We start from the raw sequence: 23,439 nt of genomic DNA on the forward strand, positions 1-23,439 counted from the left end.
AATATGCGAAAAAAAAGCCCGTACTTACGTACGGGCTCTTCTTAAAATATGGCGGTGAGGGGGGGATTCGAACCCCCGATACGTTGCCGTATACACACTTTCCAGGCGTGCTCCTTCAGCCACTCGGACACCTCACCAAATTGTCGTTCCTGTCTTGCTGGAACGGGCGCTAATTTAGGGAAATCACGGCCTGAGGTCAACAAACTTTTTTAAAAAATAGCGCGTTTATTCAAACTTCAATCAATCTGCGCTTTTAGTAAGCAGAGTTTGCTTTTTTTGCCACCGGTAGTGGATTTGTTATGCTGAGGTGCTTTGTAGATCATAATGATAAGTGCGGGTAAATTCCGCACAACCGCTTTCGGGAGTTAGTATGGATATCATTTTTTATCATCCTGTGTTCGATACCGCCTGGTGGATTGATGCGCTGGGTAAAGCTATTCCTCAGGCCAGAGTCAGAGCATGGAAAACCGGTGATAATCATCCTGCGGATTATGCTTTGGTCTGGCATCCGCCTGTTGAAATGTTGGCAGGTCGTGACCTTAAGGCCGTGTTCGCATTGGGTGCCGGTGTTGATTCGATTTTGAGTAAATTACAGACGTACCCTGAAATGCTGAAACCGTCTATTCCGCTTTTTCGTCTGGAAGATACCGGTATGGGCGAGCAAATGCAGGAATATGCTGTCAGTCAGGTGCTCCATTGGTTCAGACGTTTTGACGATTATCGAGCGCAGCAAAATGCTTCGTTTTGGCAACCTCTGCCTGAGTATCAACGGGAAGATTTTACTATCGGCATCCTGGGGGCTGGCGTATTAGGCAGTAAAGTCGCACAGAGCTTGCAGACCTGGCGTTTTCCGCTGCGTTGCTGGAGCCGTAGCCATAAAAGCTGGCCCGGTGTACAAAGTTTTGCCGGAACTGAAGAGTTGGGCAAATTTTTGAGTCAATGTCGTGTATTAATTAATCTGTTACCGAATACGCCTGAAACCGTCGGCATTATTAATCAACAATTATTAGAAAAATTACCGGATGGCGCATATCTCCTCAACCTGGCGCGTGGCGTTCATGTGGTAGAAGATGACCTGCTTGCGGCGCTGGATAGCGGTAAAGTTAAAGCGGCGATGCTGGATGTTTTTAATCGTGAACCTTTACCGCCTGAAAGTCCGCTCTGGCAACATCCACGCGTGACAATAACACCACATGTTGCAGCCATTACCCGACCCGTTGAAGCGGTGGAGTACATTGCTCGCGCCATTACACAACTCGAAAAAGGGAAGACGGTCAGCGGACAAGTCGACCGTGTACGAGGCTACTAATAAACCATACGGATTCCTGCTATCCTTGGCGGGAATTGAATACAGGAGAGAGTTATGTATCCCGTCGACCTTCATATGCATACCGTTGCCAGTACACATGCATATAGCACATTAAGTGATTACATTGCCCAGGCCAAACAGAAAGGCATTAAACTTTTTGCGATCACCGATCATGGCCCTGATATGGAAGATGCACCGCATCACTGGCACTTCATTAATATGCGTATCTGGCCGCGAGTCGTCGATGGGGTGGGGATCCTGCGTGGCATCGAAGCCAATATCAAAAATATTGATGGTGAAATTGATTGCAGCGGCAAAATGTTTGACTCGCTGGATCTGATCATTGCTGGTTTTCATGAACCGGTTTTTGCGCCGCATGATGAAGCTACGAATACTCAGGCCATGATTGCCGCGATGGCGAGTGGGCATGTGCACGTGGTTAGCCATCCCGGAAATCCACGATATCCAATTGATTTTAAAGCTGTTGCTGAAGCTGCTGCTAAGTATCAGGTGGCGCTGGAAATCAATAACTCCTCATTCTTACATTCGCGTAAGGGCAGTGAAGATAACTGCCGTGCGGTTGCCGCTGCGGTGCGCGATGCCGGAGGTTGGGTCGCGTTAGGATCGGATTCTCATACCGCTTTTACCATGGGCGATTTTGAAGAATGCCGTAAGATCCTCGACGCAGTGGATTTTCCGGAAGAGAGAATATTGAATGTTTCGCCACGCCGTTTGCTGAATTTCCTTGAATCTCGCGGCATGGCGCCGATTGCGGAATTTGCTGATCTTTAATTGCTATTAACGGAAATAAATTAATGAACGAGTTTTCTATCCTGTGTCGTGTGCTGGGTTCGCTCTATTACCGTCAACCGCAGGATCCTTTACTGGTTCCGCTGTTTACCTTAATTCGTGAAGGGAAACTGGCGGCGAACTGGCCGCTGGAACAGGATGAATTGCTGGCGCGTTTGCAGAAAAGCTGTGATATGGCGCAAGTTTCTGCCGATTACAATGCATTATTCGTCGGTGATGAATGCGCAGTTTCACCTTATCGCAGCACCTGGGTTGAGGGCGCCACAGAAACAGAAGTCCGTACTTTCCTTTCCGAACGCGGTATGCCGTTAGCGGATACGCCAGCCGATCACATTGGTACTTTGCTGCTGGCCGCTTCCTGGCTGGAAGATCAGTCAACAGAGGATGAAAGCGAAGCTCTGGAAACACTGTTTAGCGAGTATCTGTTGCCCTGGTGCGGCGCATTTCTCGGTAAAGTTGAGGCTCATGCGACTACACCGTTCTGGCGCACCATGGCACCGCTAACCCGCGATGCAATCAGCGCAATGTGGGATGAACTTGAGGAAGAATCAGAGGAATAAATGTGATCGGAATCACTCATTACTGCAATCTATATATAGCTGTTGCATAAAATGTGTGCTCGATCTCATTCATAGTCGCGTTTTCTGCTATCATGCGCGGCATGAACATACTTCTCTCTATTGCAATCACAACAGGCATTCTCTCCGGTATCTGGGGCTGGGTGGCTGTTTCCCTTGGCTTACTTAGCTGGGCAGGTTTCCTGGGCTGTACGGCCTACTTTGCCTGTCCGCAAGGTGGGCTAAAAGGGCTGGCTATTTCCGCTGCAACACTGCTTAGCGGCGTGGTGTGGGCGATGGTTATTATTTACGGCAGTGCTCTGGCACCACATCTGGAAATTCTCGGTTATGTCATAACCGGTATTGTCGCTTTTCTGATGTGTATTCAGGCGAAACAGGTATTGTTGTCGTTTGTTCCGGGGACGTTTATTGGCGCATGTGCGACGTTTGCCGGGCAAGGGAACTGGAAGCTGGTGCTACCTTCGCTGGCGCTTGGGCTGGTGTTTGGTTACGCAATGAAAAACAGCGGTCTTTGGCTGGCGGCGCGCAGTGCTAAGTCCGCTCACCGTGAGCAACAAGTCAAAAATAAAGCGTGAGGAGCACTCACGCTTTAGATTGAATCGTAAAGGGCCGGAATAAACTCCGGCTTTTTTATGTATCAGGATTCCGGTGGTACTGATAAGTGACGGTATTTCACCAGAATGTCATTCTGCCGCTCTGATTTATTCTGTAAATCCCACAAGCCACGGTCGATGCCGTCGTTAATCAGGAAGATAACGCCTGTTTCGATGGCGGACATTAGACAGAGCATAACCGGTTCGTTAGAGGTATAACCCACTTCCCCTTCCAGTAACCGCTGGTAGTCAATAAAGCGGAAGACACCCGCCTGGACTTCATAGGAAAGGATCGTCTTACTGGTGTTCACCGAAGAGAGGATCTCACCGGTACTTACATTGACGACGCGCAGGTTCACGGCAATCTGATCAAGTTGGTATTGCGTATCTGCACCAATACCAAAATATCTCGCCCCAACACCGCCCGATTTGACGTTGCTTTCATAACCAATAATAGAGCCTTCAACCATGATATTGGCTGCGGTCAACGATTGAAGCGGGATTCGGTTGTTTACCGCGACAGTGCCGTTTTCCTGTGCCGCACGAATAATCTTGCGTTCGTTGAGCAGGTTTTGTAAGCCCTGACGTTCCAGCGGTATAAACCAGCGAGAATCTTTCAATGCCGTGACCAGCATCGCAGTGGCGCTTTGCGGAACAGCAGTGGAGAAGTTACTCGCCGGGTAGGGTTTAAATTGCCCGGTTTCGTCCTGAATGTTGTATACCGAAACAAAGATCTTACCCGTTGGCGCTGGCAGGTGGGTCAAATCTTTGTAGCTCTGGGCACGAGGCATTAATGTCGGTCTGGCGGCTTCTTTAGGTGGGGCGGTTAAGCATCCGCTCAGCAACATGACGGCAACCAAAACAAATAAGCGCTGCATGATTATTTTCCTTATGAAGCTGGGGCTTAAAAATCGGTTGAGTTATTTTGTAAACCCGAAACCTGGATGGTCGAGGTTTGTCCTGTCTTGCGATCCGTCACATTCAACTGCAATTGACCATCGCGGTTGGCAATATCAACAATATATTCATTGGTTACCATTCTCCCTGGCTGACCCGTGTTAATATTCGACAACAGTCCACCTAAAATTTGGGACTGAATGGCCTGAGTAAAGTTATCTAACGCCGATGGCGTTTCAATACCAAAGTCATCGTCATAGCTCGGATCTTTATACGAGTTCTGCGCCTGGGCACTATTTAATAAAAAAGCGCCGTTATTCGGGTTACCACCAAAGTTTGGATTGCGGAACTGGAAAGTCATATTTCCTGCCCAACTTAATGGTGAAATAAGCATGAGTAGAACTACTGCATGTTTGACACGCATTGCAGCCTCCGAACAATTTTTTATTTAAAATTCATCATGCGCCAAATCGCCCGTACTCAATAACGCCTGATTTATCTGGCGACGATTTAGTGCTTCTTCAGTTTGAATCAGTGCAAAGACAACAGTTTTCTCGAAGTCTCTTTTCAATGGGAATAAAAATGTCTGGAAAATAACGTCCTGATTCACCGTTATTGTGATCCAGCTTCCCCATCGTGCACTGGGTCTTTCATTAATTGTTAAGTTACCGGTGTAGTCACTTTCCCATTTATCACTAAAGGCACGGTAAAAATCATGGCCAATAGAGGAAACAGTATGGTCAGTTAACAATCCCGGTACTTCTACTTCAACGGCGTGAACATTTCCCGCAGCGAAGAGAAGTTCTACTGCTACAATCCAGCATAAATAACGTTTCATGGCTTTATCGCCTGAGGTTATCGTTTGCCCATGAGACCGCTTGTGTTCGGTTTTTAACTGCTATCTTTTTGAAAAGATTATAAAGATGCGTTTTTACCGTGTTTTCGCTGATGAACAGCGAACGAGCAATCTCGTTATTGGAGGCGCCGATACGCAGCTTATTAAGGATCTCTTTTTCCCTATGAGTAAGGAGGGCAGATTCCGTGCTGTTATAACGATAGTTACCGGAATGTGTAATCAAGTAACTGGCAAGCTTTTGCGTAAAGTAGCATTCACCACGTAAGACGCCTTGCAACCCATTGACTACGCGTTCTTGATCCTCCATGGCGTAAAAAACACCATTGATATGCGGCCAGTTTTCAATGTCGCGGTACGGGTAATCATCTGGAGTATTTAACAACAGCGTTTTAATGTTGTTGTGTTTTCTGCTTAATGTATCCTGCCAGTAATGAATGAGCTTTTTATCTGCTTCCATCATATCCAACAGAATAATGCAGCCAGAAGATATATCGTCCAGAGAACGTTGAATATTATGCAGTTTTCCTGTGATTGCCAGCGATTGTTTTAAATGCTGCAATAACGCAGTCGCCTGCAAAGAAGGTTTAGTGATCAACAGTAATGTATGACCATGAATACTATGGACTTCATTAAACATGATGAAACCCCGCTTTTTTTATTAATCGCACACCTGACAGCTGCCTTTATAAAATAGAGGCACCAGAAGTACTGACAGATGTTGCACTGCTGTGTGTAGTAATAAATCAACCCTAAATGGGTAAAATATAAAACTAATGGATTACATCTGATTTCAATCTAGCCATTACAAATCTTAAATCAAGTGTTAAACGTGTAACAAAATGTAATCTGGAATTTTAAAATGTTAACGCAGCGTGGTTGTGGAGTTTAGAATTGATAGAAAAGTTGTACATATGGCTTTTATTGCACAGTTTTAAAAAGTCATACAAATTACGCTAAGTCCATAATTATCCATATAAAAATTATTTTCACATAGTTCTTTTGTCGTGTGAAAATTTCTTACTTTCTCTGATGTTGCCCATGGACAATTTTTTGCCGTAAAAAGACGATGTTTGTCACGGCTTGTCAAACAGACATATCGACGTAATCTTCGCGAATCATGAAGGAAGGCTGACTGTCGATTTTTTGCTGTCAAAAAACGGTACTTTAAAAGAAAACAAAATAATTTTTGCGTAAATAACAGCGTATTTGCGCGAGTTTTAATACTTTGGTATGAACAAAAAAAGCAAAATACAACGCGCGGGTGAGTTATTAAAAATATTTCCGCAGACATACTTTCCATCGTAACGCAGCGTTAACAAAAAACGGTTTGCGTTAACAACCAAGTTGAAATGATTTAATTTCTTAAATGTACGACCAGGTCCAGGGTGACAACATGAAAAACAAATTGTTATTTGTGATGTTAACAATACTGGGTGCGCCTGGGATTGCAGCCGCAGCAGGTTATGATTTAGCTAATTCAGAATATAACTTAGCGGTAAATGAATTGAGTAAGTCTTCATTTAATCAGGCAGCCATAGTTGGTCAAGCTGGTACTAATAATAGTGCACAGTTACGGCAGGGAGGCTCAAAACTTTTGTCGGTTGTTTCGCAAGAGGGTAATAGCAACCGGGCAAAGATTGACCAGACAGGAGATTATAACCTTGCATATATTGATCAGGCGGGCAATGCCAACGATGCCAGTATTTCGCAAGGCGCATATGGTAATACTGCAATGATTATCCAGAAAGGTTCTGGTAATAAAGCAAATATTACGCAGCATGGTACTCAAAAAACGGCAATTGTAGTGCAGAGACAGTCGCAAATGGCTATTCGCGTGACACAACGTTAATTTCCATTCGACTTTTAAATCAATCCGATGGGGGTTTTACATGAAACTTTTAAAAGTAGCAGCAATTGCAGCAATCGTATTCTCCGGTAGCGCTCTGGCAGGTTCTATTCCTCAGTACGGCGGTGGCGGCGGCAACCACGGTGGTGGCGGCAATAACAGCGGCCCGAATTCAGAGCTGAATATTTATCAGTACGGTGGCGGTAACTCTGCTGTTGCATTGCAGGCTGATGCCCGCAACTCTGATCTGACTATTACCCAGCACGGCGGCGGTAACGGCGCAGACGTAGGACAAGGTTCTGATGACAGCTCAATTGAACTGACCCAGCGTGGCTTCGGTAACAGCGCCACTCTTGATCAGTGGAACGGTAAAAACTCTGAAATGACTGTTAAACAGTTCGGTGGTGGCAACGGTGCAGCAGTTGACCAGACTGCATCTAACTCCAGCGTCAACGTAACTCAGGTTGGCTTTGGTAACAACGCGACCGCTCATCAGTACTAATACAGAATTTGTATGACAGAAACAGGGCGCAAGCCCTGTTTTTTTTCGGGAGAATAGTATGAACGCGTTATTACTTCTCGCGGCACTTTCCAGCCAGATAACCTTTAATACAACCCAGCAAGGTGACATGTACACCATTATTCCTGAAGTTACTCTTACGCAATCATGCTTGTGCCGGGTTCAGATATTGTCACTACGCGAAGGCAGTTCGGGACAAAGTCAGACGAAGCAAGAAAAGACCCTTTCATTACCCGCTAATCAACCCATTGCCTTGACGAAGTTGAGTTTAAATATTTCCCCGGACGATCGGGTGAAAATAGTTGTTACGGTTTCTGATGGACAGTCACTTCATTTATCACAACAATGGCCGCCCTCTTCAGGAAAGTCTTAATGTATTAATAGTTGAGCATAAAACGAGCCGGAAGAGAACGGTCTGATGCGAATCGACCAACCTGAAAGCATGGATAACCCCCTCAAGGATGATTAATCATTGAGGAAACAGAATAGATGTTCAGACCGTTGTTAAACTCCCTTATGCTCGGCAGCCTGGTTTTTCCTTTCTTTGCAACAGCGGAAAGCAATGCGCAAGGTGGCGTGATTCATTTTTATGGTCAAATCGTGGAACCCTCGTGTGACGTGAGCTCCCTGCAAACGCCAGTTGAAATGACCTGTATGCAAAATGGTCCAGTACAGAGCAAAACGTATTCCAGCAAAGAGTTAATGAGTGGCAAAGTTAAAAATGCGCAAATTGCCTCAGTAAAAGTGCAGTATCTTGATGAGCAGAAAAAGCTGGCTGTGATGAACATCGAATATAACTAAGTTTCTGAACTACTCACGTTGCTGACAAGAAAAATGCGATTTACCTAAAAACACTGCTGTACACTTAAGAAACAAGAGGGTGTAAGGAGGCGTTATGAAATCGCGTATTCATGTTGTGCAGGGTGATATTACTAAACTAGCCGTTGATGTTATTGTTAATGCGGCTAATCCGTCATTAATGGGGGGCGGCGGCGTTGATGGCGCTATTCATCGCGCAGCCGGCCCGGCGTTGCTGGATGCCTGTTTGAAAGTTCGCCAGCAACAGGGCGATTGCCCCACGGGACATGCAGTGATTACTCTTGCGGGCGATCTCCCTGCCAAAGCTGTTGTGCATACCGTTGGGCCTGTCTGGCGCGGTGGCGAACAAAACGAAGACCAGTTATTGCAGGATGCCTATCTCAATAGTCTACGACTGGTAGCGGCGAACGGCTATGCGACAGTGGCATTTCCTGCCATCAGCACCGGCGTTTATGGTTACCCGCGTGCTGCAGCGGCTGAAATAGCAGTAAAAACCGTTTCAGAATTTATTACCCGTCACGCTTTGCCTGAGCAGGTATACTTTGTCTGTTATGATGCAGAAAATGCCCACCTCTACGAAAGACTCCTTACCCAACAAGGAGATGAATGATTTTCCCCGGCTGGCGAGCGCGGTGCTGCCGCTGTGCTCGCAACATCCTGGACAGTGCGGCATTTTCCCCCTGGATAAAAGTCTGGATGCGTTTGCTGCACGATATCGTCTGGCAGAAATGGCGGAGCATACTCTGGATGTTCAGTATTACATCTGGCAGGACGATATGTCGGGGCGATTGCTGTTTTCGGCTCTGTTAGCCGCAGCGAAGCGTGGCGTTCGCGTCCGTTTGTTGCTGGATGACAATAATACTCCCGGTCTTGATGATATTTTACGCTTGCTCGATAGTCACCCGCGTATTGAAGTTCGACTTTTCAATCCTTTCTCTTTTCGTCTGTTACGTCCGCTTGGTTATATCACCGATTTTTCCCGCCTCAATCGTCGTATGCACAATAAAAGTTTCACTATTGATGGCGTGGTGACGCTGGTGGGCGGGCGCAACGTTGGCGATGCCTATTTCGGTGCGGGAGAAGAGCCACTTTTTTCAGATTTAGATGTTCTGGCAATAGGGCCGGTTGTTGAGGACGTTGCCGATGATTTTGCCCGCTACTGGTATTGCAAATCAGTGTCACCATTGCAGCAGGTGCTGGATGTTCCCGATGGCGAAATGGCTGACCGTATTGAGCTACCTGCGTCCTGGTACAACGACACCGAGACACATCGCTATTTGCGCCAAATGGAGTTAAGTCCATTTATAAATCAACTGGTTGACGGAACGTTGCCGCTTATCTGGGCAAGAACGCGTTTATTAAGTGATGATCCGGTAAAAGGGGAGGGCAAGGCAAAACGGCATTCGCTGTTACCGCAGCGCCTGTTTGATATCATGGGCTCACCCAGCGAACGTATTGATATTATCTCTTCCTATTTTGTGCCAACGCGCGCGGGAGTGGCGCAGCTTTTACGAATGGTGAGAAAAGGAGTCAGGATAGCCATCTTAACCAATTCACTTGCCGCTAACGATGTCGCTGTCGTTCATGCCGGGTATGCCCGCTGGCGCAAAAAGTTACTCCGCTATGGCGTGGAATTGTATGAACTGAAGCCGACGCGGGAACAGAGCGGCACGTTGCACGATCGCGGTATAACCGGTAATTCCGGCGCAAGCCTTCATGCCAAGACATTCAGTGTCGATGGCAAAATAGTGTTTATTGGCTCATTCAATTTCGATCCGCGTTCAACATTGCTCAATACTGAAATGGGCTTCGTGATAGAGAGCGAAACGCTGGCACAATTAATCGATAAACGCTTTATTCAGAGCCAGTATGATGCGGCCTGGCAGCTCCGTCTGGATCGGTGGGGACGAATCAACTGGGTCGATCGCCATGGGAAGGAGGAAATTATCCTCAAAAAAGAACCCGCCACCAGTTTCTGGAAGCGGGTTATGGTCAGACTGGCGTCAATATTGCCCGTTGAATGGTTATTGTAAGTATGGTTTAGCGAGCTGGCGCTTTGTCATTCTCGCGTTTTATGATCGGTTTGCCGGAGAACAAAAACTTCAACAACGGAATGCGTAAATGAATTTCGTACAGAATTATCGCAATCCCTACCACAAATATCAGACCGCAGAGGAAACCCAGCAGATTTGATGTAATGTGCGGAGTGATGTAAGCACCGAAAAAGAGCGTTAACGGGTGGTGAACCAGATAAATAAATAGCGACGCGTTTACAAAATAGGTTACCCGCGCTGACTGGAAATTAAGCAAACGGTGGCCGAAGGAGAAGACCACATTCACCATCCACAGGCCGAGCACCATCGTGATCACTGACTCGGTTTCATACATCCAGGCATCGCCGCTGCCGTAGCGTTGATTGAGCAAATAAGCAACAAATGCCAGTGCTGCCGCGAGAGTGCATCCACGAGACGGTGTGGTAAACAAGGCTTTTAGACTAGGAAAAATGAAAGCCAGCGCACCGAGAATAAAGAACGGCATATAAAACAGCGTCTGCATGAAAATAAAATTGAACATGCCGTCGCTTAAAATGGGTGGATAAACGATAAATAGCGTTCTTCTTATTGCTGCATAGCCAGTTCCCAGACAGAAAAATAGTATCGATAGCTTAACCATCGAGAAAGTTTTATTTGTTTTATCTGAATTTTCTAAATTATTTCTTATTCGTTTAAATATCCACACGCAAAGTGTCGTCATAACGACCAACACCAGTAAAAACCACAGGTGTGAAATTAACTCCCAGGCCAGAGTATTATATTTGTCATACAATGATAGCCCAGGCCAGCTTTCCGCTTTGCCCTTGACATATTGCAGCATAATGAATTGCGGCAAGGTGAGCAGGGGAATAGCCGTTAACATCGGGATCCCTACGCGTTCAACGCGCACTTTCCACCATTTTTTCAACGGGTAGCGCAAAAACAGCATGTAGGAAAAATATCCGGAAATAACGAAAAATACCTGCATACGGAAGGCGTGGATGAAATCGTTAAAAAGCGTCAGCCACCATGACGGTTCTGCGCTATTCACATGCCAGGTGTGGCTTGAATAGATTAAAGAAATATGAAAAGGGATCCCTAACAACATCAACCATGCGCGGATGGAGTCGAGGAAATATTCACGCTGCGCGGGTACTGGATTCATATATGGTTAACTAATCTCGGATTTTTCGTCTTATCCCCGCCGGGTAATGCCTTTAGGCTTTTGCCGTAACGACACTGACCTGCTGCATGAGGTGCAGGCTTCAAATGTGTTTTTGCGCGGCATAGCCGCAATCACTAACCAAAATGGAAGCGCCTGTAAGACGGTTGATAAATAAATTTGCCGGCAAACCCTACACGAACTCGCTCCTTCTGTCTTTAGGATAAGCACGGAAAGTGAAAACGGTTGCAATCAGGTGCTTAATCCATGAGCCGGCGCGCTGAATAATACCGGGATTCTGTTGTCGGAATGGCTGGTTATCCATTAAAATAGATCGGATCGATATAAGCACACAAAGGGGGAAGTGCTTACTTATTATGAAACATAAACTACAAATGATGAAAATGCGTTGGTTGAGTGCTGCAGTAATGTTAACCCTGTATACATCATCAAGCTGGGCCTTCAGCATTGACGATGTCGCAAAGCAAGCTCAATCCTTAGCCGGGAAAGGCTATGAGGCGCCTAAAAGTAACTTGCCCTCCGTTTTCCGCGACATGAAATACGCGGACTATCAACAGATCCAGTTTAATCATGACAAAGCATACTGGAACAATCTGAAGACCCCATTCAAGCTCGAGTTCTACCATCAGGGTATGTACTTCGACACACCGGTCAAAATAAATGAAGTCACTGCAACGGCAGTAAAAAGAATCAAATACAGCCCGGATTATTTCACTTTCGGCGATGTTCAGCATGACAAAGACACGGTAAAAGATCTTGGTTTTGCCGGTTTTAAAGTGCTTTACCCGATCAACAGCAAAGATAAAAATGATGAAATCGTCAGCATGCTCGGGGCCAGCTATTTCCGCGTGATTGGCGCAGGTCAGGTTTACGGTCTTTCTGCCCGAGGCCTGGCTATTGATACCGCTTTGCCATCAGGTGAAGAATTTCCACGCTTTAAGGAGTTCTGGATCGAGCGTCCAAAACCGACCGATAAGCGTTTAACGATTTATGCGTTGCTTGATTCGCCGCGTGCGACAGGCGCTTACAAGTTCGTTGTTATGCCGGGACGTGACACGGTTGTTGATGTGCAATCGAAAATCTACCTGCGCGATAAAGTCGGCAAACTGGGCGTTGCGCCGTTAACCAGTATGTTCCTGTTCGGGCCGAACCAGCCATCTCCGGCGAATAATTATCGTCCGGAATTGCACGACTCCAACGGTCTGTCTATCCATGCTGGTAACGGTGAGTGGATCTGGCGTCCGCTAAACAACCCGAAACATCTGGCGATCAGCAGCTTCTCGATGGAAAACCCGCAAGGCTTCGGTCTGTTGCAGCGCGGCCGCGATTTCTCCCGCTTTGAAGATCTCGACGATCGTTACGATCTCCGTCCAAGCGCGTGGGTGACACCGAAAGGGGAGTGGGGCAAAGGCAGCGTTGAGCTGGTGGAAATTCCAACCAACGATGAAACCAACGATAACATCGTCGCTTACTGGACGCCGGATCAGTTACCGGAACCAGGTAAAGAGATGAACTTTAAATACACCATTACTTTCAGCCGTGATGAAGACAAACTTCACGCGCCTGATAACGCCTGGGTGCAGCAGACGCGTCGTTCAACGGGGGATGTGAAGCAGTCGAACCTGATTCGACAGCCTGACGGCACTATCGCTTTTGTGGTCGATTTTACTGGCGCAGAGATGAAAAAACTGCCAGAGAATACACCGGTCACTGCACAAACCAGCATTGGCGATAATGGTGAGATTGTAGAAAGCACGGTGCGCTATAACCCGGTCACCAAAGGCTGGCGTCTGGTAATGCGTGTGAAAGTGAAAGATGCCAAGAAAACCACTGAAATGCGTGCTGCCCTGGTGAATGCCGATCAAACGTTGAGTGAAACCTGGAGCTACCAGTTACCTGCCAATGAATAAGACAACCGAGTACATTGACGCAATGCCCATCTCCGCAAGCGAGAAAGCGGCATTGCCGAAGACTGATATCCGCGCTGTTCATCAGGCGCTGGATGCTGAACACCGAACCTGGGCGCGAGAGGATGACTCCCCGCAAGGGTCGGTAAAAGCACGTCTGGAACAAGCCTGGCCAGATTCACTCGCTGATGGACAGTTAATTCAAGACGACGAAGGGCGCGATCAGCTTAAGGCAATGCCGAAAGCAAAACGTTCTTCTATGTTCCCCGATCCGTGGCGTACTAACCCGGTTGGTCGTTTCTGGGATCGTCTGCGTGGGCGCGATGTGACGCCGCGCTATCTGGCGCGATTGACCAAAGAAGAGCAGGAGAGCGAGCAAAAGTGGCGTACCGTCGGCACCATCCGTCGTTACATCCTGCTTCTTCTCACTCTGGCGCAAACCGTCGTCGCTACCTGGTATATGAAGACCATTCTGCCTTATCAGGGGTGGGCGCTGATTAATCCAGTTGATATGGTCGATCAGGATTTGTGGGTTTCCTTTATGCAGCTTCTGCCTTACATGCTGCAAACCGGTATTCTGATCCTCTTCGCTGTTCTTTTCTGCTGGGTGTCAGCCGGTTTCTGGACGGCGTTGATGGGCTTCCTGCAACTGCTTATTGGTCGCGATAAATACAGTATTTCCGCTTCAACCGTTGGCGATGAACCGTTAAATCCGGAGCATCGCACAGCATTGATCATGCCTATCTGTAACGAAGACGTGAATCGCGTTTTTGCAGGTCTGCGTGCAACGTGGGAATCCGTGAAAGCGACCGGTAATGCCAAACACTTTGATGTTTATATCCTGAGTGACAGCTACAACCCGGACATCTGTGTGGCAGAACAAAAAGCCTGGATGGAGCTGATCGCCGAAGTGCAGGGCGAAGGCCAGATTTTCTATCGCCGTCGCCGCCGTCGCGTGAAGCGTAAAAGCGGTAACATTGACGATTTCTGCCGTCGCTGGGGTAGCCAGTACAGCTACATGGTGGTGCTGGATGCGGACTCGGTGATGACCGGTGATTGTTTGTGCGGTCTGGTGCGCCTGATGGAAGCCAACCCGAACGCCGGGATTATCCAGTCGTCGCCGAAAGCGTCTGGTATGGATACGCTATATGCACGTTGCCAACAGTTTGCGACCCGTGTCTATGGGCCATTGTTCACTGCCGGTTTGCATTTCTGGCAGCTCGGCGAGTCGCACTACTGGGGGCATAATGCGATTATCCGCGTGAAACCGTTTATCGAGCACTGCGCGCTGGCGCCGCTGCCTGGTGAAGGATCATTTGCGGGTTCAATCCTTTCGCACGACTTCGTGGAAGCCGCACTGATGCGCCGTGCAGGCTGGGGGGTATGGATTGCTTACGATCTCCCTGGCTCTTATGAAGAACTGCCGCCTAACCTGCTTGACGAGTTAAAACGTGATCGCCGCTGGTGCCATGGTAACCTGATGAACTTCCGTTTGTTCCTGGTTAAAGGGATGCACCCGGTTCACCGCGCGGTGTTCCTGACGGGCGTGATGTCTTATCTTTCCGCACCGCTGTGGTTTATGTTCCTTGCGCTCTCTACCGCATTGCAGGTCGTGCACGCGCTGACCGAACCGCAATACTTCCTGCAACCACGGCAGTTATTCCCGGTCTGGCCACAGTGGCGTCCTGAACTGGCGATTGCGCTGTTTGCCTCGACGATGGTGCTGCTGTTCCTGCCGAAGTTGTTGAGTATTTTGCTTATTTGGTGCAAAGGGACTAAAGAGTATGGCGGCTTCTGGCGAGTTACGTTATCGCTGCTGTTAGAAGTGCTGTTCTCCGTGCTGTTGGCGCCGGTGCGTATGTTGTTCCATACGGTATTCGTGGTTAGCGCCTTCCTTGGCTGGGAAGTGGTGTGGAATTCCCCGCAACGTGATGACGACTCTACCTCCTGGGGCGAAGCGTTTAAACGCCACGGCTCACAGTTGCTACTGGGGTTAGTGTGGGCGGTCGGTATGGCGTGGCTGGATCTGCGTTTCCTGTTCTGGCTGGCACCGATTGTCTTCTCGCTGATTCTGTCACCGTTTGTTTCGGTGATCTCCAGCCGTACAACCGTTGGGCTGCGCACGAAACGCTGGAAACTGTTCCTGATCCCGGAAGAGTATTCACCGCCTCAGGTACTGATCGATACCGATCGTTTCCTTGAGATGAACCGTCAACGTTCTCTCGACGATGGCTTTATGCATGCAGTGTTTAATCCGTCGTTTAACGCTCTGGCAACGGCAATGGCCACTGCGCGTCACCGCGCCAGTAAGGTGCTGGAAATCGCCCGTGACCGCCATGTTGAACAGGCGCTGAACGAGACGCCAGAGAAGCTGAATCGCGATCGTCGTCTGGTGCTGCTAAGCGATCCGGTGACGATGGCTCGTTTGCATTTCCGCGTCTGGAATTCCCCGGAGAGATATTCTTCATGGGTGAGTTACTACGAAGGGATAAAGTTGAATCCACTGGCATTGCGTAAACCGGATGCGGCTTCGCAATAAAAGTGTAGATAACTGCAATATATTGAATTTGCAAGGTTTCGTAGGCCGGATAAGGCGTTCATGCCGCATCCGGCAAAAACAACAAGCATTTTGTCAGCAATAAAAATACCGGCGTTATGCCGGTATTTTTTTACGGAAGAGGGTTCAAATGCGTTTCATCGTAGTCAGCATCATGGTTACCTTGCTGAGTGGTTGTGGCAGCATCATTAGCCGCACCATACCGGGACAGGGGCATGGCAACCAATATTATCCCGGCGTGCAATGGGATGTACGTGACTCCGCATGGCGCTATGTCACAATCCTTGATCTCCCTTTCTCTTTAGTCTTTGATACCTTACTGCTACCGATCGACATTCATCACGGAGCATATGAGTAATTAACGCTCATCCCACTCATCTGCTGCTGCGCGTCCTTCTTCGGTATCCAGCGGTGGTTCAAGCTGAAATTCACCTTCGTCCCATTCATGCAGGGTATTTTCTTCCTGCCATTCCTGGCGGATTTCAATCTCATCATAGTCGCCATCAAAGATGCTTTGTGCGGCTTCTCCACTGAACATTGGCAGGCATTCACCTTCTTCGCCCTCATCGGCTAAAAACTCAACCTGCCACATAATGTCGCCATCTTGCAGAATATATTTCTGGACATTGAACTGTTGCACATTCGCTTCTTCGGCGTCGATGCCGGGGTTGTCAGCAAGAAATTCTTCGCGTGCGGCATCAATGGCTTCTTCAAGCGTTGCGTACATAGTCATCACGACTCTCCCTTTGATTTGCTGAGGTGTTCAGGGAAAGAATAGCTGATTCTCCGCTTTTGCAAGTATGAAAGGTGAAAAATCAGTTCGATACCTGGGGGAGTCGGCGACGGCGCAGGCTGTTCCACGAATAGACCGCGTTAAACAAAACGACTCCGGCGGTAACCAGAAATACAGCACGAAAGCCGTAGTGTGCTGAAATAGCTGCGCCCATCAACGGCCCCGTAACGTTGCCAATATCGCGAAACGACTGGTTATAGCTGAAAATGCGTCCGGCGATTTGGTTGGTCGAATTATAAACCAGCAACGTTTGTACGGCTGGGAGCAGAGCGCCGTCTGCGGCGCCGAGCAAAAAGCGTAAAATCCCCAGTTGCAGTGGTGTCTGGACATAAGACATTGGGATCAACAGCAGCACAGAAAAGATCAGCGCAGTTATCAGGATCTTTTCTGGCCCGATACGATCGCCAAGTTTACCAAGTCGTGGAGCACTTAGCAGTGCAGCCACGCCGGGCACGGAGGCGATCATGCCACTAATAAAGGCGATATTACTGACATTTCCTGCCAGTTCGCGGACATACAGCGTCAGGATTGGTGCGATAGATCCAGTAGCAATCTGGATAATTAATGTTGTGACAAACAGGCTAAGTACCAGTTTCGGATTTTTAAGCGATGTTACGACTTCCCGCATGTGCAGCATCTCTTTTTTGCTGACGGGCTGGAATTTTTCTCTGATACAAAACAGGGTGACGAAAAAGCAGAGTATGAGCACACTGGCGGTAATAAAGAATACCGGACGTAAGCCGTAGTTATCAGCGAGTAAGCCACCAGCCATCGGGCCGAGCAACGCGCCGCTAACGCCGCCGGTGGAGAGCGTGCCCAGCGCCCAGCCGCTTTTATTACGCGGTACTTGTGTGGCGATAAGAGCATTGGCGTTGGGGACAAATCCGCCAAGCAAACCAAGCAGCGCCCGCAGAATCAAAAACTGCCAGATATTTTGCGCCAGCCCCATCAGCACCATCACGATGCCCATGCCGAGAGCAGAACGCAATAACATGATTTTTCTGCCTTTGCGGTCGGCAAGCCCGCCCCAGAAAGGGGAGGCGATGGCGGAAAATAAAAAGGTAATACTGAAGACAATCCCCGACCACATATTCAGCGCGCTGTGGCCGGTGATGCCAAGTTGCTCAACGTAGAGGGGTAAGAATGGCATCACCAGACTGAAGGCGGCACCGGTAAGAAAACAACCTAGCCAGGCAACGATCAGGTTTCGTTTCCAGTTTATGGGGGTGTCATTTTCACAGAGTGACATAGCAATCCGCTGTTGGTGCGCCAGGCGCGGTGATTAAAAGAAGAAAAAGTAAGCACACTAATTATGCGCCTGACTTATAGGTGACGCAATGTACAGAGCTTTTATCGCTAAATCAGGAGGATTTGTAGTGGTAATGCCGGATGCAGTTCGAAACATCCGGCAAGGGAGATTTAATAGCGTGAAGGTACGCCTTCCGGGCGCGTTTTAAAGCGACGATGTAGCCACATATACTGTTCCGGTGCCATCATGATGCATTTTTCGACCACTTTATTCATCCATGCAGCGGTGATTTCAGCGTTATCCAACGGAGGTGAACACTCTGGCGGCAGCATGATCAACTGATACCCTTTGCCGTCTGGCTTACGACGCGGAACAAACGGCACCAGGCACGCACCAGACATTTTCGCCAGCATCCAGGTGCCACTGGTGGTCGCCGCCTGCTCAACAGCAAACAGCGGCACGAAAACACTTGAGCGCGGGCCGTAATCATGATCTGGCGCATACCAGACCACTTCGCCTTTCTTTAGTGCCCGGATCATTCCTTTTAAGTCTTTGCGATCAAGCATCGACTTATTCGAACGCAGGCGCCCCCAGGTTTGCAGCCAGTCGAGCAACGGATTATCGTTTGGGCGATAGACGCCGATACCCGGTTCCTGCATACCAAATTGCCTTGCGCCCAGCTCCAGCGTCAGGAAATGGATGCCGACCAACAGAATGCCGCGCTTTTGCGCCTGCACGTCACGGATATGTTCCATGCCAATCACTTCCGTCCAGCGGGCAATTCGACGATCCGACCAGAACCACGCCATGCCGGTTTCCATCAACCCCATCCCAACGGATTCGAAATTCTTCACCATCATTTCATGGCGTTCTTGTTCGCTCATCTCCGGGAAGCACAGTTCCAGGTTGCGATGTACAATTTTGGCGCGACGTTTCATAACATGTAACGCCAGTTTTCCTAATCCACAACCGAGACGGTAGATGACCGGGTAGGGCAATTGCACGACCAACCAAAGTACGCCAATACCCAACCAGGTTAACCAATAACGCGGATGAAGCAGTGCGGTGGAGAACTTGGGTAGATTCGTCATATAAATCCTGTCTTTCAACCTATACGGGCAATTGTATGTATTGTCGCATTTTTTCGTCCGCAACCAAAATTTGTGACCGAAGACTGGGCGAAATTACCGCGTATGTAAATCATTAATAATTTTTAATGCGCAAATGTAGCGTAAAATGTATGGATGTTAATTGTCGATAATTGCTATATCATGCTGCGGATTTTTACTTTCCCACCCTGCAGGAACCGTACACCATGCCAGTGTTACACAACCGCATTTCTAATGACGCGCTGAAAGCCAAAATGCTGGCCGAGAGCGAACCACGTACCACCATTTCGTTCTATAAATATTTCCACATTACCGATCCCAAAACGACCCGCGATGCTTTATATAAGCTATTTACCGCGTTGAATGTCTTTGGGCGGGTCTATCTGGCGCATGAAGGGATCAACGCACAAATCAGCGTACCGGCGAGCAACGTAGAGACATTTCGCGCACAGCTTTATGCTTTTGATCCTGCTTTAAACGGTTTACGTCTGAATATTGCGCTGGATGATGACGGGAAATCCTTCTGGGTACTGCGCATGAAGGTACGCGATCGCATTGTTGCCGACGGTATTGACGATACTCACTTTGATGCCAGCAATGTTGGTGAGTATCTGCAAGCGGCGGAAGTGAACGCCATGCTTGACGATCCCGATGCACTATTTATCGACATGCGTAACCACTATGAGTATGAAGTGGGGCACTTTGAAAACGCGCTGGAAATTCCGGCAGATACCTTCCGTGAGCAGCTGCCAAAAGCAGTCGAGATGATGCAGGCACATAAAGATAAAAAAATTGTGATGTACTGCACCGGCGGCATTCGTTGTGAAAAGGCCAGTGCCTGGATGAAACATAACGGATTCAATAAAGTCTGGCATATTGAAGGCGGGATTATTGAATACGCTCGTAAGGCGCGTGAACAAGGTTTGCCTGTCCGCTTTATTGGTAAAAATTTTGTTTTTGACGAGCGGATGGGCGAGCGGATCTCTGACGAAATTATTGCGCATTGTCATCAGTGCGGCACACCTTGTGACAGCCATACCAATTGTAGAAATGATGGCTGTCATCTGTTGTTTATCCAGTGTCCGGCATGTGCCGAGAAATTCAAGGGCTGTTGTAGTGAGATTTGCTGTGAAGAAAGCGCATTACCGCCAGAAGAACAGCGCCGCCGTCGTGCCGGGCGAGAAAATGGCAATAAGATCTTTAATAAATCGCGTGGACGGCTGAACACGACGCTGGTCATTCCTGAGCCAACAAAATAAACATTCGTGCCGGATGCGCGTCATCCGGCAACATCTATGCATTACTTCTGCTGTACACCTTCCACCGAAATAATCAGATCAACCTCCTGCGAAGCTGGACCTAAATCAGTCTTAATGTTGAAGTCTTTCAGCTTAATTTTGCCTTCTGCCTCGAAGCCCGCACGTTTACCGCCCCACGGATCGTCGCCCTGACCAATCAATTTTGCTTCCAGCGTTACTGGTTTGGTTACGCCATTGAGTGTCAGATCGCCCGTAATATCCAGCTCATCACCGTCTTTCTTCACGCTGGTAGAAGTGAACGTCGCCTGCGGATATTTTGCGGTGTTGAGGAAATCTGCGCTGCGAAGATGCTTATCACGTTCGGCGTGATTGGTATCGACGCTGGTGGTGTTAATTGTCACATTCACTTTATCAGCAGCTGGGTTCTTTTCATCAAAGGTAAAAGTACCGTCGAAATCTTTAAAGGTGCCATATAACCAGCTATAGCCAAGATGCTGGATGCGGAAATTGACAAAGGCGTGCTGACCTTCTTTGTCAATTTTGTAATCGGCGGCGACAGCTGAACCGGCAGAGAACATCAGGGAAGCGAAGGTTAAACCAAGCAGGCTTTTTTTCATTTTATACTCCATAGTCAGATGACGATTTTCCCAGCATACGCTTCAGGGTGTCGTCTTTATCGATGAAATGATGCTTCAGGGCCATAAATCCGTGCATAACGGACAGTACGACGACGCTCCACGCTAGCCAAAAATGCAGGGCACCGGCTAAGTCAGCCTGTGCGCCAGCATCGGCAAGGGTCGCGGGGATGTCAAACCAGCCAAAAACGCTGATTGGTTTGCCATCGGCGGTCGAGATGAGATAGCCGCTGATGCCAATGGCGAAGAGCAAAAGGTATAGCGCGAGATGTCCAATTTGTGCGCCGAGACGCGTCATGGTCGAATAACTTTGCAACGGACCAGGTGGTGGGGATATAACACGCCACAGAATGCGTATAACCAGCCCCATCATGAGCAGAATACCGACGCTTTTATGCAGCTCTGGTGCTTTGTGATACCAGCCATCGTAATAACTGAGTGTTACCATCCATAGCCCTAAAGCAAACATGCAGTAGATAATGATTGCACTCAGCCAATGAAAGGTCATTGATATAACACCATAGCGTTTGGGGGTATTTGTAAGGGACATCAGTGCATCCGAAACTTATTTGCGAAAGAATGAAAATGGCGCGTTGGAGAATGAATTGCAACTTAAAAATAACAATTCAAATGATATTTATTTTTATTTCAATAATTTTGATTTAATAATGAAAGAATCTTCATAAGTTTAGTGGTTTCAGGATGAGGTATGTCTGGGGAATGAAGTTAAGAGAGACATAAGCTTATTCAATTTTTCACACCAAATGAAAGAGAGATTAAGTTTTTGTCAATTTATGTCAATGCTGCGTGGTTAAAAATAAATCACGTAGATCAGATCCATAATGGCCAATAATCCCCACAGAAAAAGATAAAGCATCAGATGCTCGCGAATATTATTGATGAGATAGTTCAACAGCCGACGCATTAAATACTCCTGTAAAAACGGCCTCATTTTGAGGCCGTGATGATGATTATTTGAAGCGGGAAAGTCTGAATGGCGTCAAATCAAAATCGCTATTTATACCTTGCGCAAAATCGGCGGCTATTTCCCCTAATACCGATGCAAATTTAAATCCGTGACCACTCAGGCCGGTAATCAGCAGCGTATTATCGTGACCGGGCAGGGTGTCGATAATAAAATCTTCATCAGGCGAATTATCGTAGGTACAGGCAGCGCCGTACAGGCAGCAACCAATGCCCGGCAGTATGCTACGTAAGAAGGGAAATGCTTCAGAACCGTCACTGGCGATTTCAGCAAACGGAACGCGTTCATCCGCTGAATGAATCACCTGACCACCATTATGTTTTCCAATTTTCAGAGCGTCATTTTCGGCGGGAAAGCCGTAATACTGATCGCCATTGGGCAGTTCTCCGGTAAAGGCCGGAAATTTATTTTTCACGCTATAACGACCATCGGCCTGATACCAGGCGAACACTTTGCGTACTGGCTGGACAGGCAGTTCTGGCAACAGGTCTTTTACCCAGGTTCCCGCGCAGACGATCGCTTTTTTCGCCTGATACTCGCCGTCAGCTGTTTCAATAGTTACGCCGTCATCGTCATGACGAATTGCGGTGACCGGGCAGTTGAACAGTTGGGCACAGCCAGCTTCCTTCGCCAGTTGGATCCAGGTTTTAATTGCCAGTTCGCTGCGCAGAAAGCCAGAATCAGCCTCAAACAAGCCGATGTAATTGTCAGGGACGCGTATTTCAGGCCAGCGAGCCATAATGGTTTGCGCATCCAGTTTTTCGACGTTGAGTTGCCATTGTTCCGCGCTGTGGGCGACATTGGCGAGGAATTCGGAGTCGGCTGGGCCGAGGTTAATGACGCCAGAGCGCACAAAAATGGGGTCTTCTTCGTTGTAACGGGAGAGTTCATCCCACAGGGTTTGCGCGCGAAGTACCAACGGAACATACTTTTCACCTTCACCATAAGCATGGCGAATTAATCGTGTATCACCGTGGTGGCTGCCGTGTTGGTGCGGCGGCATATGGGCGTCGGTCATCAGCACTTTCAAACCGGCCCGAGTGGCATAATACCCGGCTGCAGCGCCTACGGAACCGCTGCCAATAATGATGAGATCGTATTTCATTTTTTTCTCTCTGCTCTCATGGTTTAAGCAGAGTAATTAAGTGAATGCAGATATACAACCCAGAAATAGTAAAGGCACCAATCTGGTGCCTTTTGGGTGGATGGTCATGTCAAGTTAATGACGACGATACTCATTTACATGGAAATCACCCGATTCAATTTTGGCGATTCCTGCTTCTAATATCGAAATAAATTGTCTGGCAACATCAGTAGTTAACCAGAGTGTCTGACCAACTTCAGTCCCTTCCTGCTCGGACTTATTTGGGGTCTGGTAGTGCAAACGCAACATCAGAGCATCATAGCTATCAACGGTGCTGATGTCCCACCCTACGAGCGGATGAGTCTGAATGACTTCATTGTTTTTTTCCATCATGGCCCCCTAATTCGTGTTACTAGA

27 protein-coding genes and 1 tRNA gene are annotated in these 23,439 nt (G+C 48.0%); 14 read left to right on the forward strand and 14 right to left on the reverse strand.

Translation table 11 applies throughout. From position 1 onward, the window contains the following. Positions 1–49: 49 nt before the first annotated feature. Positions 50–137 (reverse strand) — tRNA-Ser (locus tag A7Z29_RS00750). 233 nt (positions 138–370) lie between these two features. Here A7Z29_RS00750 and ghrA point away from each other — a divergent pair. The 4 genes from ghrA (at position 371) to A7Z29_RS00770 (ending at position 3,272) form a co-directional block, all read left to right on the forward strand. Then, entirely contained in the window at positions 371–1,309 is a 939-nt protein-coding gene (ghrA, locus tag A7Z29_RS00755) for a glyoxylate/hydroxypyruvate reductase GhrA (RefSeq protein WP_000351340.1), read from the forward strand. Positions 1,310–1,363: 54 nt separating this feature from the next. Further along, complete coding sequence (locus A7Z29_RS00760) at positions 1,364–2,101, forward strand: phosphatase (protein WP_000283652.1); 738 nt, start codon at positions 1,364–1,366, stop codon at positions 2,099–2,101. Positions 2,102–2,124: 23 nt separating this feature from the next. After that, complete coding sequence (gene ycdY, locus A7Z29_RS00765; protein ID WP_001001898.1) at positions 2,125–2,679, forward strand: molecular chaperone YcdY; 555 nt, start codon at positions 2,125–2,127, stop codon at positions 2,677–2,679. A 101-nt stretch (positions 2,680–2,780) separates the two neighbouring features. Next, positions 2,781–3,272: a DUF1097 domain-containing protein gene (locus A7Z29_RS00770; protein WP_032147879.1), complete on the forward strand. Its 492-nt coding sequence runs from the start codon at positions 2,781–2,783 to the stop codon at positions 3,270–3,272. 62 nt (positions 3,273–3,334) lie between these two features. Here A7Z29_RS00770 and csgG read toward each other — a convergent pair whose 3' ends face one another. Genes csgG through csgD form a run of 4 tightly spaced genes read right to left on the reverse strand, consistent with a single transcriptional unit; the run spans position 3,335 to position 5,680 of the window. Beyond that, on the reverse strand, positions 3,335–4,168 hold the full coding sequence (csgG, locus tag A7Z29_RS00775) for a curli production assembly/transport protein CsgG (RefSeq protein ID WP_001189336.1): 834 nt from the start codon (positions 4,166–4,168) through the stop codon (positions 3,335–3,337). A 26-nt stretch (positions 4,169–4,194) separates the two neighbouring features. Continuing rightward, positions 4,195–4,611, reverse strand: a complete 417-nt coding sequence (gene csgF, locus A7Z29_RS00780) for a curli production assembly/transport protein CsgF (RefSeq protein WP_001264078.1) — start codon at positions 4,609–4,611, stop codon at positions 4,195–4,197. A 24-nt stretch (positions 4,612–4,635) separates the two neighbouring features. Beyond that, positions 4,636–5,025 carry a curli production assembly/transport protein CsgE gene (csgE, locus tag A7Z29_RS00785; RefSeq protein ID WP_000833234.1) on the reverse strand — a complete coding sequence of 130 codons (390 nt, stop codon included), beginning with the start codon at positions 5,023–5,025 and terminating at the stop codon, positions 4,636–4,638. Positions 5,026–5,029: 4 nt separating this feature from the next. Further along, positions 5,030–5,680 carry a biofilm master transcriptional regulator CsgD gene (gene csgD, locus A7Z29_RS00790; protein WP_000481491.1) on the reverse strand — a complete coding sequence of 217 codons (651 nt, stop codon included), beginning with the start codon at positions 5,678–5,680 and terminating at the stop codon, positions 5,030–5,032. A gap of 756 nt (positions 5,681–6,436) precedes the next feature. On the opposite strand from csgD, the gene csgB reads away from it, so the two are divergent. The 6 genes from csgB (at position 6,437) to clsC (ending at position 10,261) form a co-directional block, all read left to right on the forward strand. After that, positions 6,437–6,892 carry a curli minor subunit CsgB gene (gene csgB, locus A7Z29_RS00800; RefSeq protein WP_010345644.1) on the forward strand — a complete coding sequence of 152 codons (456 nt, stop codon included), beginning with the start codon at positions 6,437–6,439 and terminating at the stop codon, positions 6,890–6,892. Positions 6,893–6,932: 40 nt separating this feature from the next. Beyond that, positions 6,933–7,391, forward strand: coding sequence for a curli major subunit CsgA (gene csgA, locus A7Z29_RS00805; protein ID WP_000771421.1), 459 nt, complete (start codon positions 6,933–6,935; stop codon positions 7,389–7,391). Between the two features lie 58 nt (positions 7,392–7,449). Continuing rightward, complete coding sequence (gene csgC, locus A7Z29_RS00810; protein ID WP_000992819.1) at positions 7,450–7,782, forward strand: curli assembly chaperone CsgC; 333 nt, start codon at positions 7,450–7,452, stop codon at positions 7,780–7,782. 116 nt (positions 7,783–7,898) lie between these two features. Next, entirely contained in the window at positions 7,899–8,210 is a 312-nt protein-coding gene (locus tag A7Z29_RS00815) for a type 1 fimbrial protein (protein ID WP_000489603.1), read from the forward strand. 94 nt (positions 8,211–8,304) lie between these two features. Beyond that, positions 8,305–8,838: an O-acetyl-ADP-ribose deacetylase gene (gene ymdB, locus A7Z29_RS00820; protein ID WP_000842234.1), complete on the forward strand. Its 534-nt coding sequence runs from the start codon at positions 8,305–8,307 to the stop codon at positions 8,836–8,838. After that, complete coding sequence (clsC, locus tag A7Z29_RS00825) at positions 8,780–10,261, forward strand: cardiolipin synthase ClsC (protein WP_123058393.1); 1,482 nt, start codon at positions 8,780–8,782, stop codon at positions 10,259–10,261. The genes ymdB and clsC overlap by 59 nt, the downstream gene beginning before the upstream one ends. Before the next feature lie 7 nt (positions 10,262–10,268). Here the strand turns inward: clsC and mdoC are convergent, their stop codons facing one another. Beyond that, complete coding sequence (gene mdoC / locus A7Z29_RS00830) at positions 10,269–11,426, reverse strand: glucans biosynthesis protein MdoC (RefSeq protein ID WP_105289685.1); 1,158 nt, start codon at positions 11,424–11,426, stop codon at positions 10,269–10,271. A 392-nt stretch (positions 11,427–11,818) separates the two neighbouring features. On the opposite strand from mdoC, the gene mdoG reads away from it, so the two are divergent. The 3 genes from mdoG to A7Z29_RS00850 all read left to right on the forward strand — a co-directional run bounded on the left by mdoG (position 11,819) and on the right by A7Z29_RS00850 (position 16,266). Next, positions 11,819–13,354 (forward strand): glucans biosynthesis protein MdoG, encoded by a 1,536-nt coding sequence (mdoG, locus tag A7Z29_RS00840; RefSeq protein ID WP_077629659.1) that lies wholly within the window; start codon positions 11,819–11,821, stop codon positions 13,352–13,354. Further along, positions 13,347–15,890 (forward strand): glucans biosynthesis glucosyltransferase MdoH, encoded by a 2,544-nt coding sequence (gene mdoH, locus A7Z29_RS00845; protein ID WP_071995174.1) that lies wholly within the window; start codon positions 13,347–13,349, stop codon positions 15,888–15,890. Before mdoG ends, mdoH begins: the two co-directional genes overlap by 8 nt. Before the next feature lie 148 nt (positions 15,891–16,038). Then, positions 16,039–16,266: a YceK/YidQ family lipoprotein gene (locus tag A7Z29_RS00850; protein ID WP_001211109.1), complete on the forward strand. Its 228-nt coding sequence runs from the start codon at positions 16,039–16,041 to the stop codon at positions 16,264–16,266. Here the strand turns inward: A7Z29_RS00850 and A7Z29_RS00855 are convergent, their stop codons facing one another. From A7Z29_RS00855 to lpxL, 3 genes are all read right to left on the reverse strand, one after another. Then, positions 16,267–16,641 carry a MysB family protein gene (locus A7Z29_RS00855; RefSeq protein ID WP_000180062.1) on the reverse strand — a complete coding sequence of 125 codons (375 nt, stop codon included), beginning with the start codon at positions 16,639–16,641 and terminating at the stop codon, positions 16,267–16,269. It lies immediately after the preceding gene. Between the two features lie 82 nt (positions 16,642–16,723). After that, the gene (gene mdtG, locus A7Z29_RS00860) at positions 16,724–17,950 is read right to left on the reverse strand and encodes a multidrug efflux MFS transporter MdtG (RefSeq protein WP_000050573.1); all 1,227 of its coding nucleotides are present in this window, start codon (positions 17,948–17,950) and stop codon (positions 16,724–16,726) included. Positions 17,951–18,120: 170 nt separating this feature from the next. Further along, positions 18,121–19,041 (reverse strand): kdo(2)-lipid IV(A) lauroyltransferase, encoded by a 921-nt coding sequence (gene lpxL, locus A7Z29_RS00865; RefSeq protein WP_010345635.1) that lies wholly within the window; start codon positions 19,039–19,041, stop codon positions 18,121–18,123. 224 nt (positions 19,042–19,265) lie between these two features. On the opposite strand from lpxL, the gene trhO reads away from it, so the two are divergent. Further along, positions 19,266–20,318, forward strand: a complete 1,053-nt coding sequence (trhO, locus tag A7Z29_RS00870; protein WP_105289686.1) for an oxygen-dependent tRNA uridine(34) hydroxylase TrhO — start codon at positions 19,266–19,268, stop codon at positions 20,316–20,318. Positions 20,319–20,359: 41 nt separating this feature from the next. Here the strand turns inward: trhO and A7Z29_RS00875 are convergent, their stop codons facing one another. The 5 genes from A7Z29_RS00875 to bssS all read right to left on the reverse strand — a co-directional run bounded on the left by A7Z29_RS00875 (position 20,360) and on the right by bssS (position 23,412). Next, the gene (locus tag A7Z29_RS00875; RefSeq protein ID WP_000749261.1) at positions 20,360–20,935 is read right to left on the reverse strand and encodes a YceI family protein; all 576 of its coding nucleotides are present in this window, start codon (positions 20,933–20,935) and stop codon (positions 20,360–20,362) included. 1 nt (position 20,936) lies between these two features. Beyond that, positions 20,937–21,503 carry a cytochrome b gene (locus A7Z29_RS00880; RefSeq protein ID WP_000060038.1) on the reverse strand — a complete coding sequence of 189 codons (567 nt, stop codon included), beginning with the start codon at positions 21,501–21,503 and terminating at the stop codon, positions 20,937–20,939. Between the two features lie 261 nt (positions 21,504–21,764). Then, entirely contained in the window at positions 21,765–21,878 is a 114-nt protein-coding gene (locus A7Z29_RS00885) for a YceO family protein (protein WP_001253424.1), read from the reverse strand. A 46-nt stretch (positions 21,879–21,924) separates the two neighbouring features. Further along, positions 21,925–23,043 carry an N-methyl-L-tryptophan oxidase gene (gene solA, locus A7Z29_RS00890; RefSeq protein ID WP_000872755.1) on the reverse strand — a complete coding sequence of 373 codons (1,119 nt, stop codon included), beginning with the start codon at positions 23,041–23,043 and terminating at the stop codon, positions 21,925–21,927. Positions 23,044–23,157: 114 nt separating this feature from the next. Continuing rightward, positions 23,158–23,412, reverse strand: a complete 255-nt coding sequence (gene bssS, locus A7Z29_RS00895; RefSeq protein WP_000414435.1) for a biofilm formation regulator BssS — start codon at positions 23,410–23,412, stop codon at positions 23,158–23,160. Positions 23,413–23,439 lie beyond the last annotated feature (27 nt).

The organism is Escherichia sp. MOD1-EC6842, from assembly GCF_002965705.1.
Lineage (GTDB): Bacteria > Pseudomonadota > Gammaproteobacteria > Enterobacterales > Enterobacteriaceae > Escherichia > Escherichia ruysiae.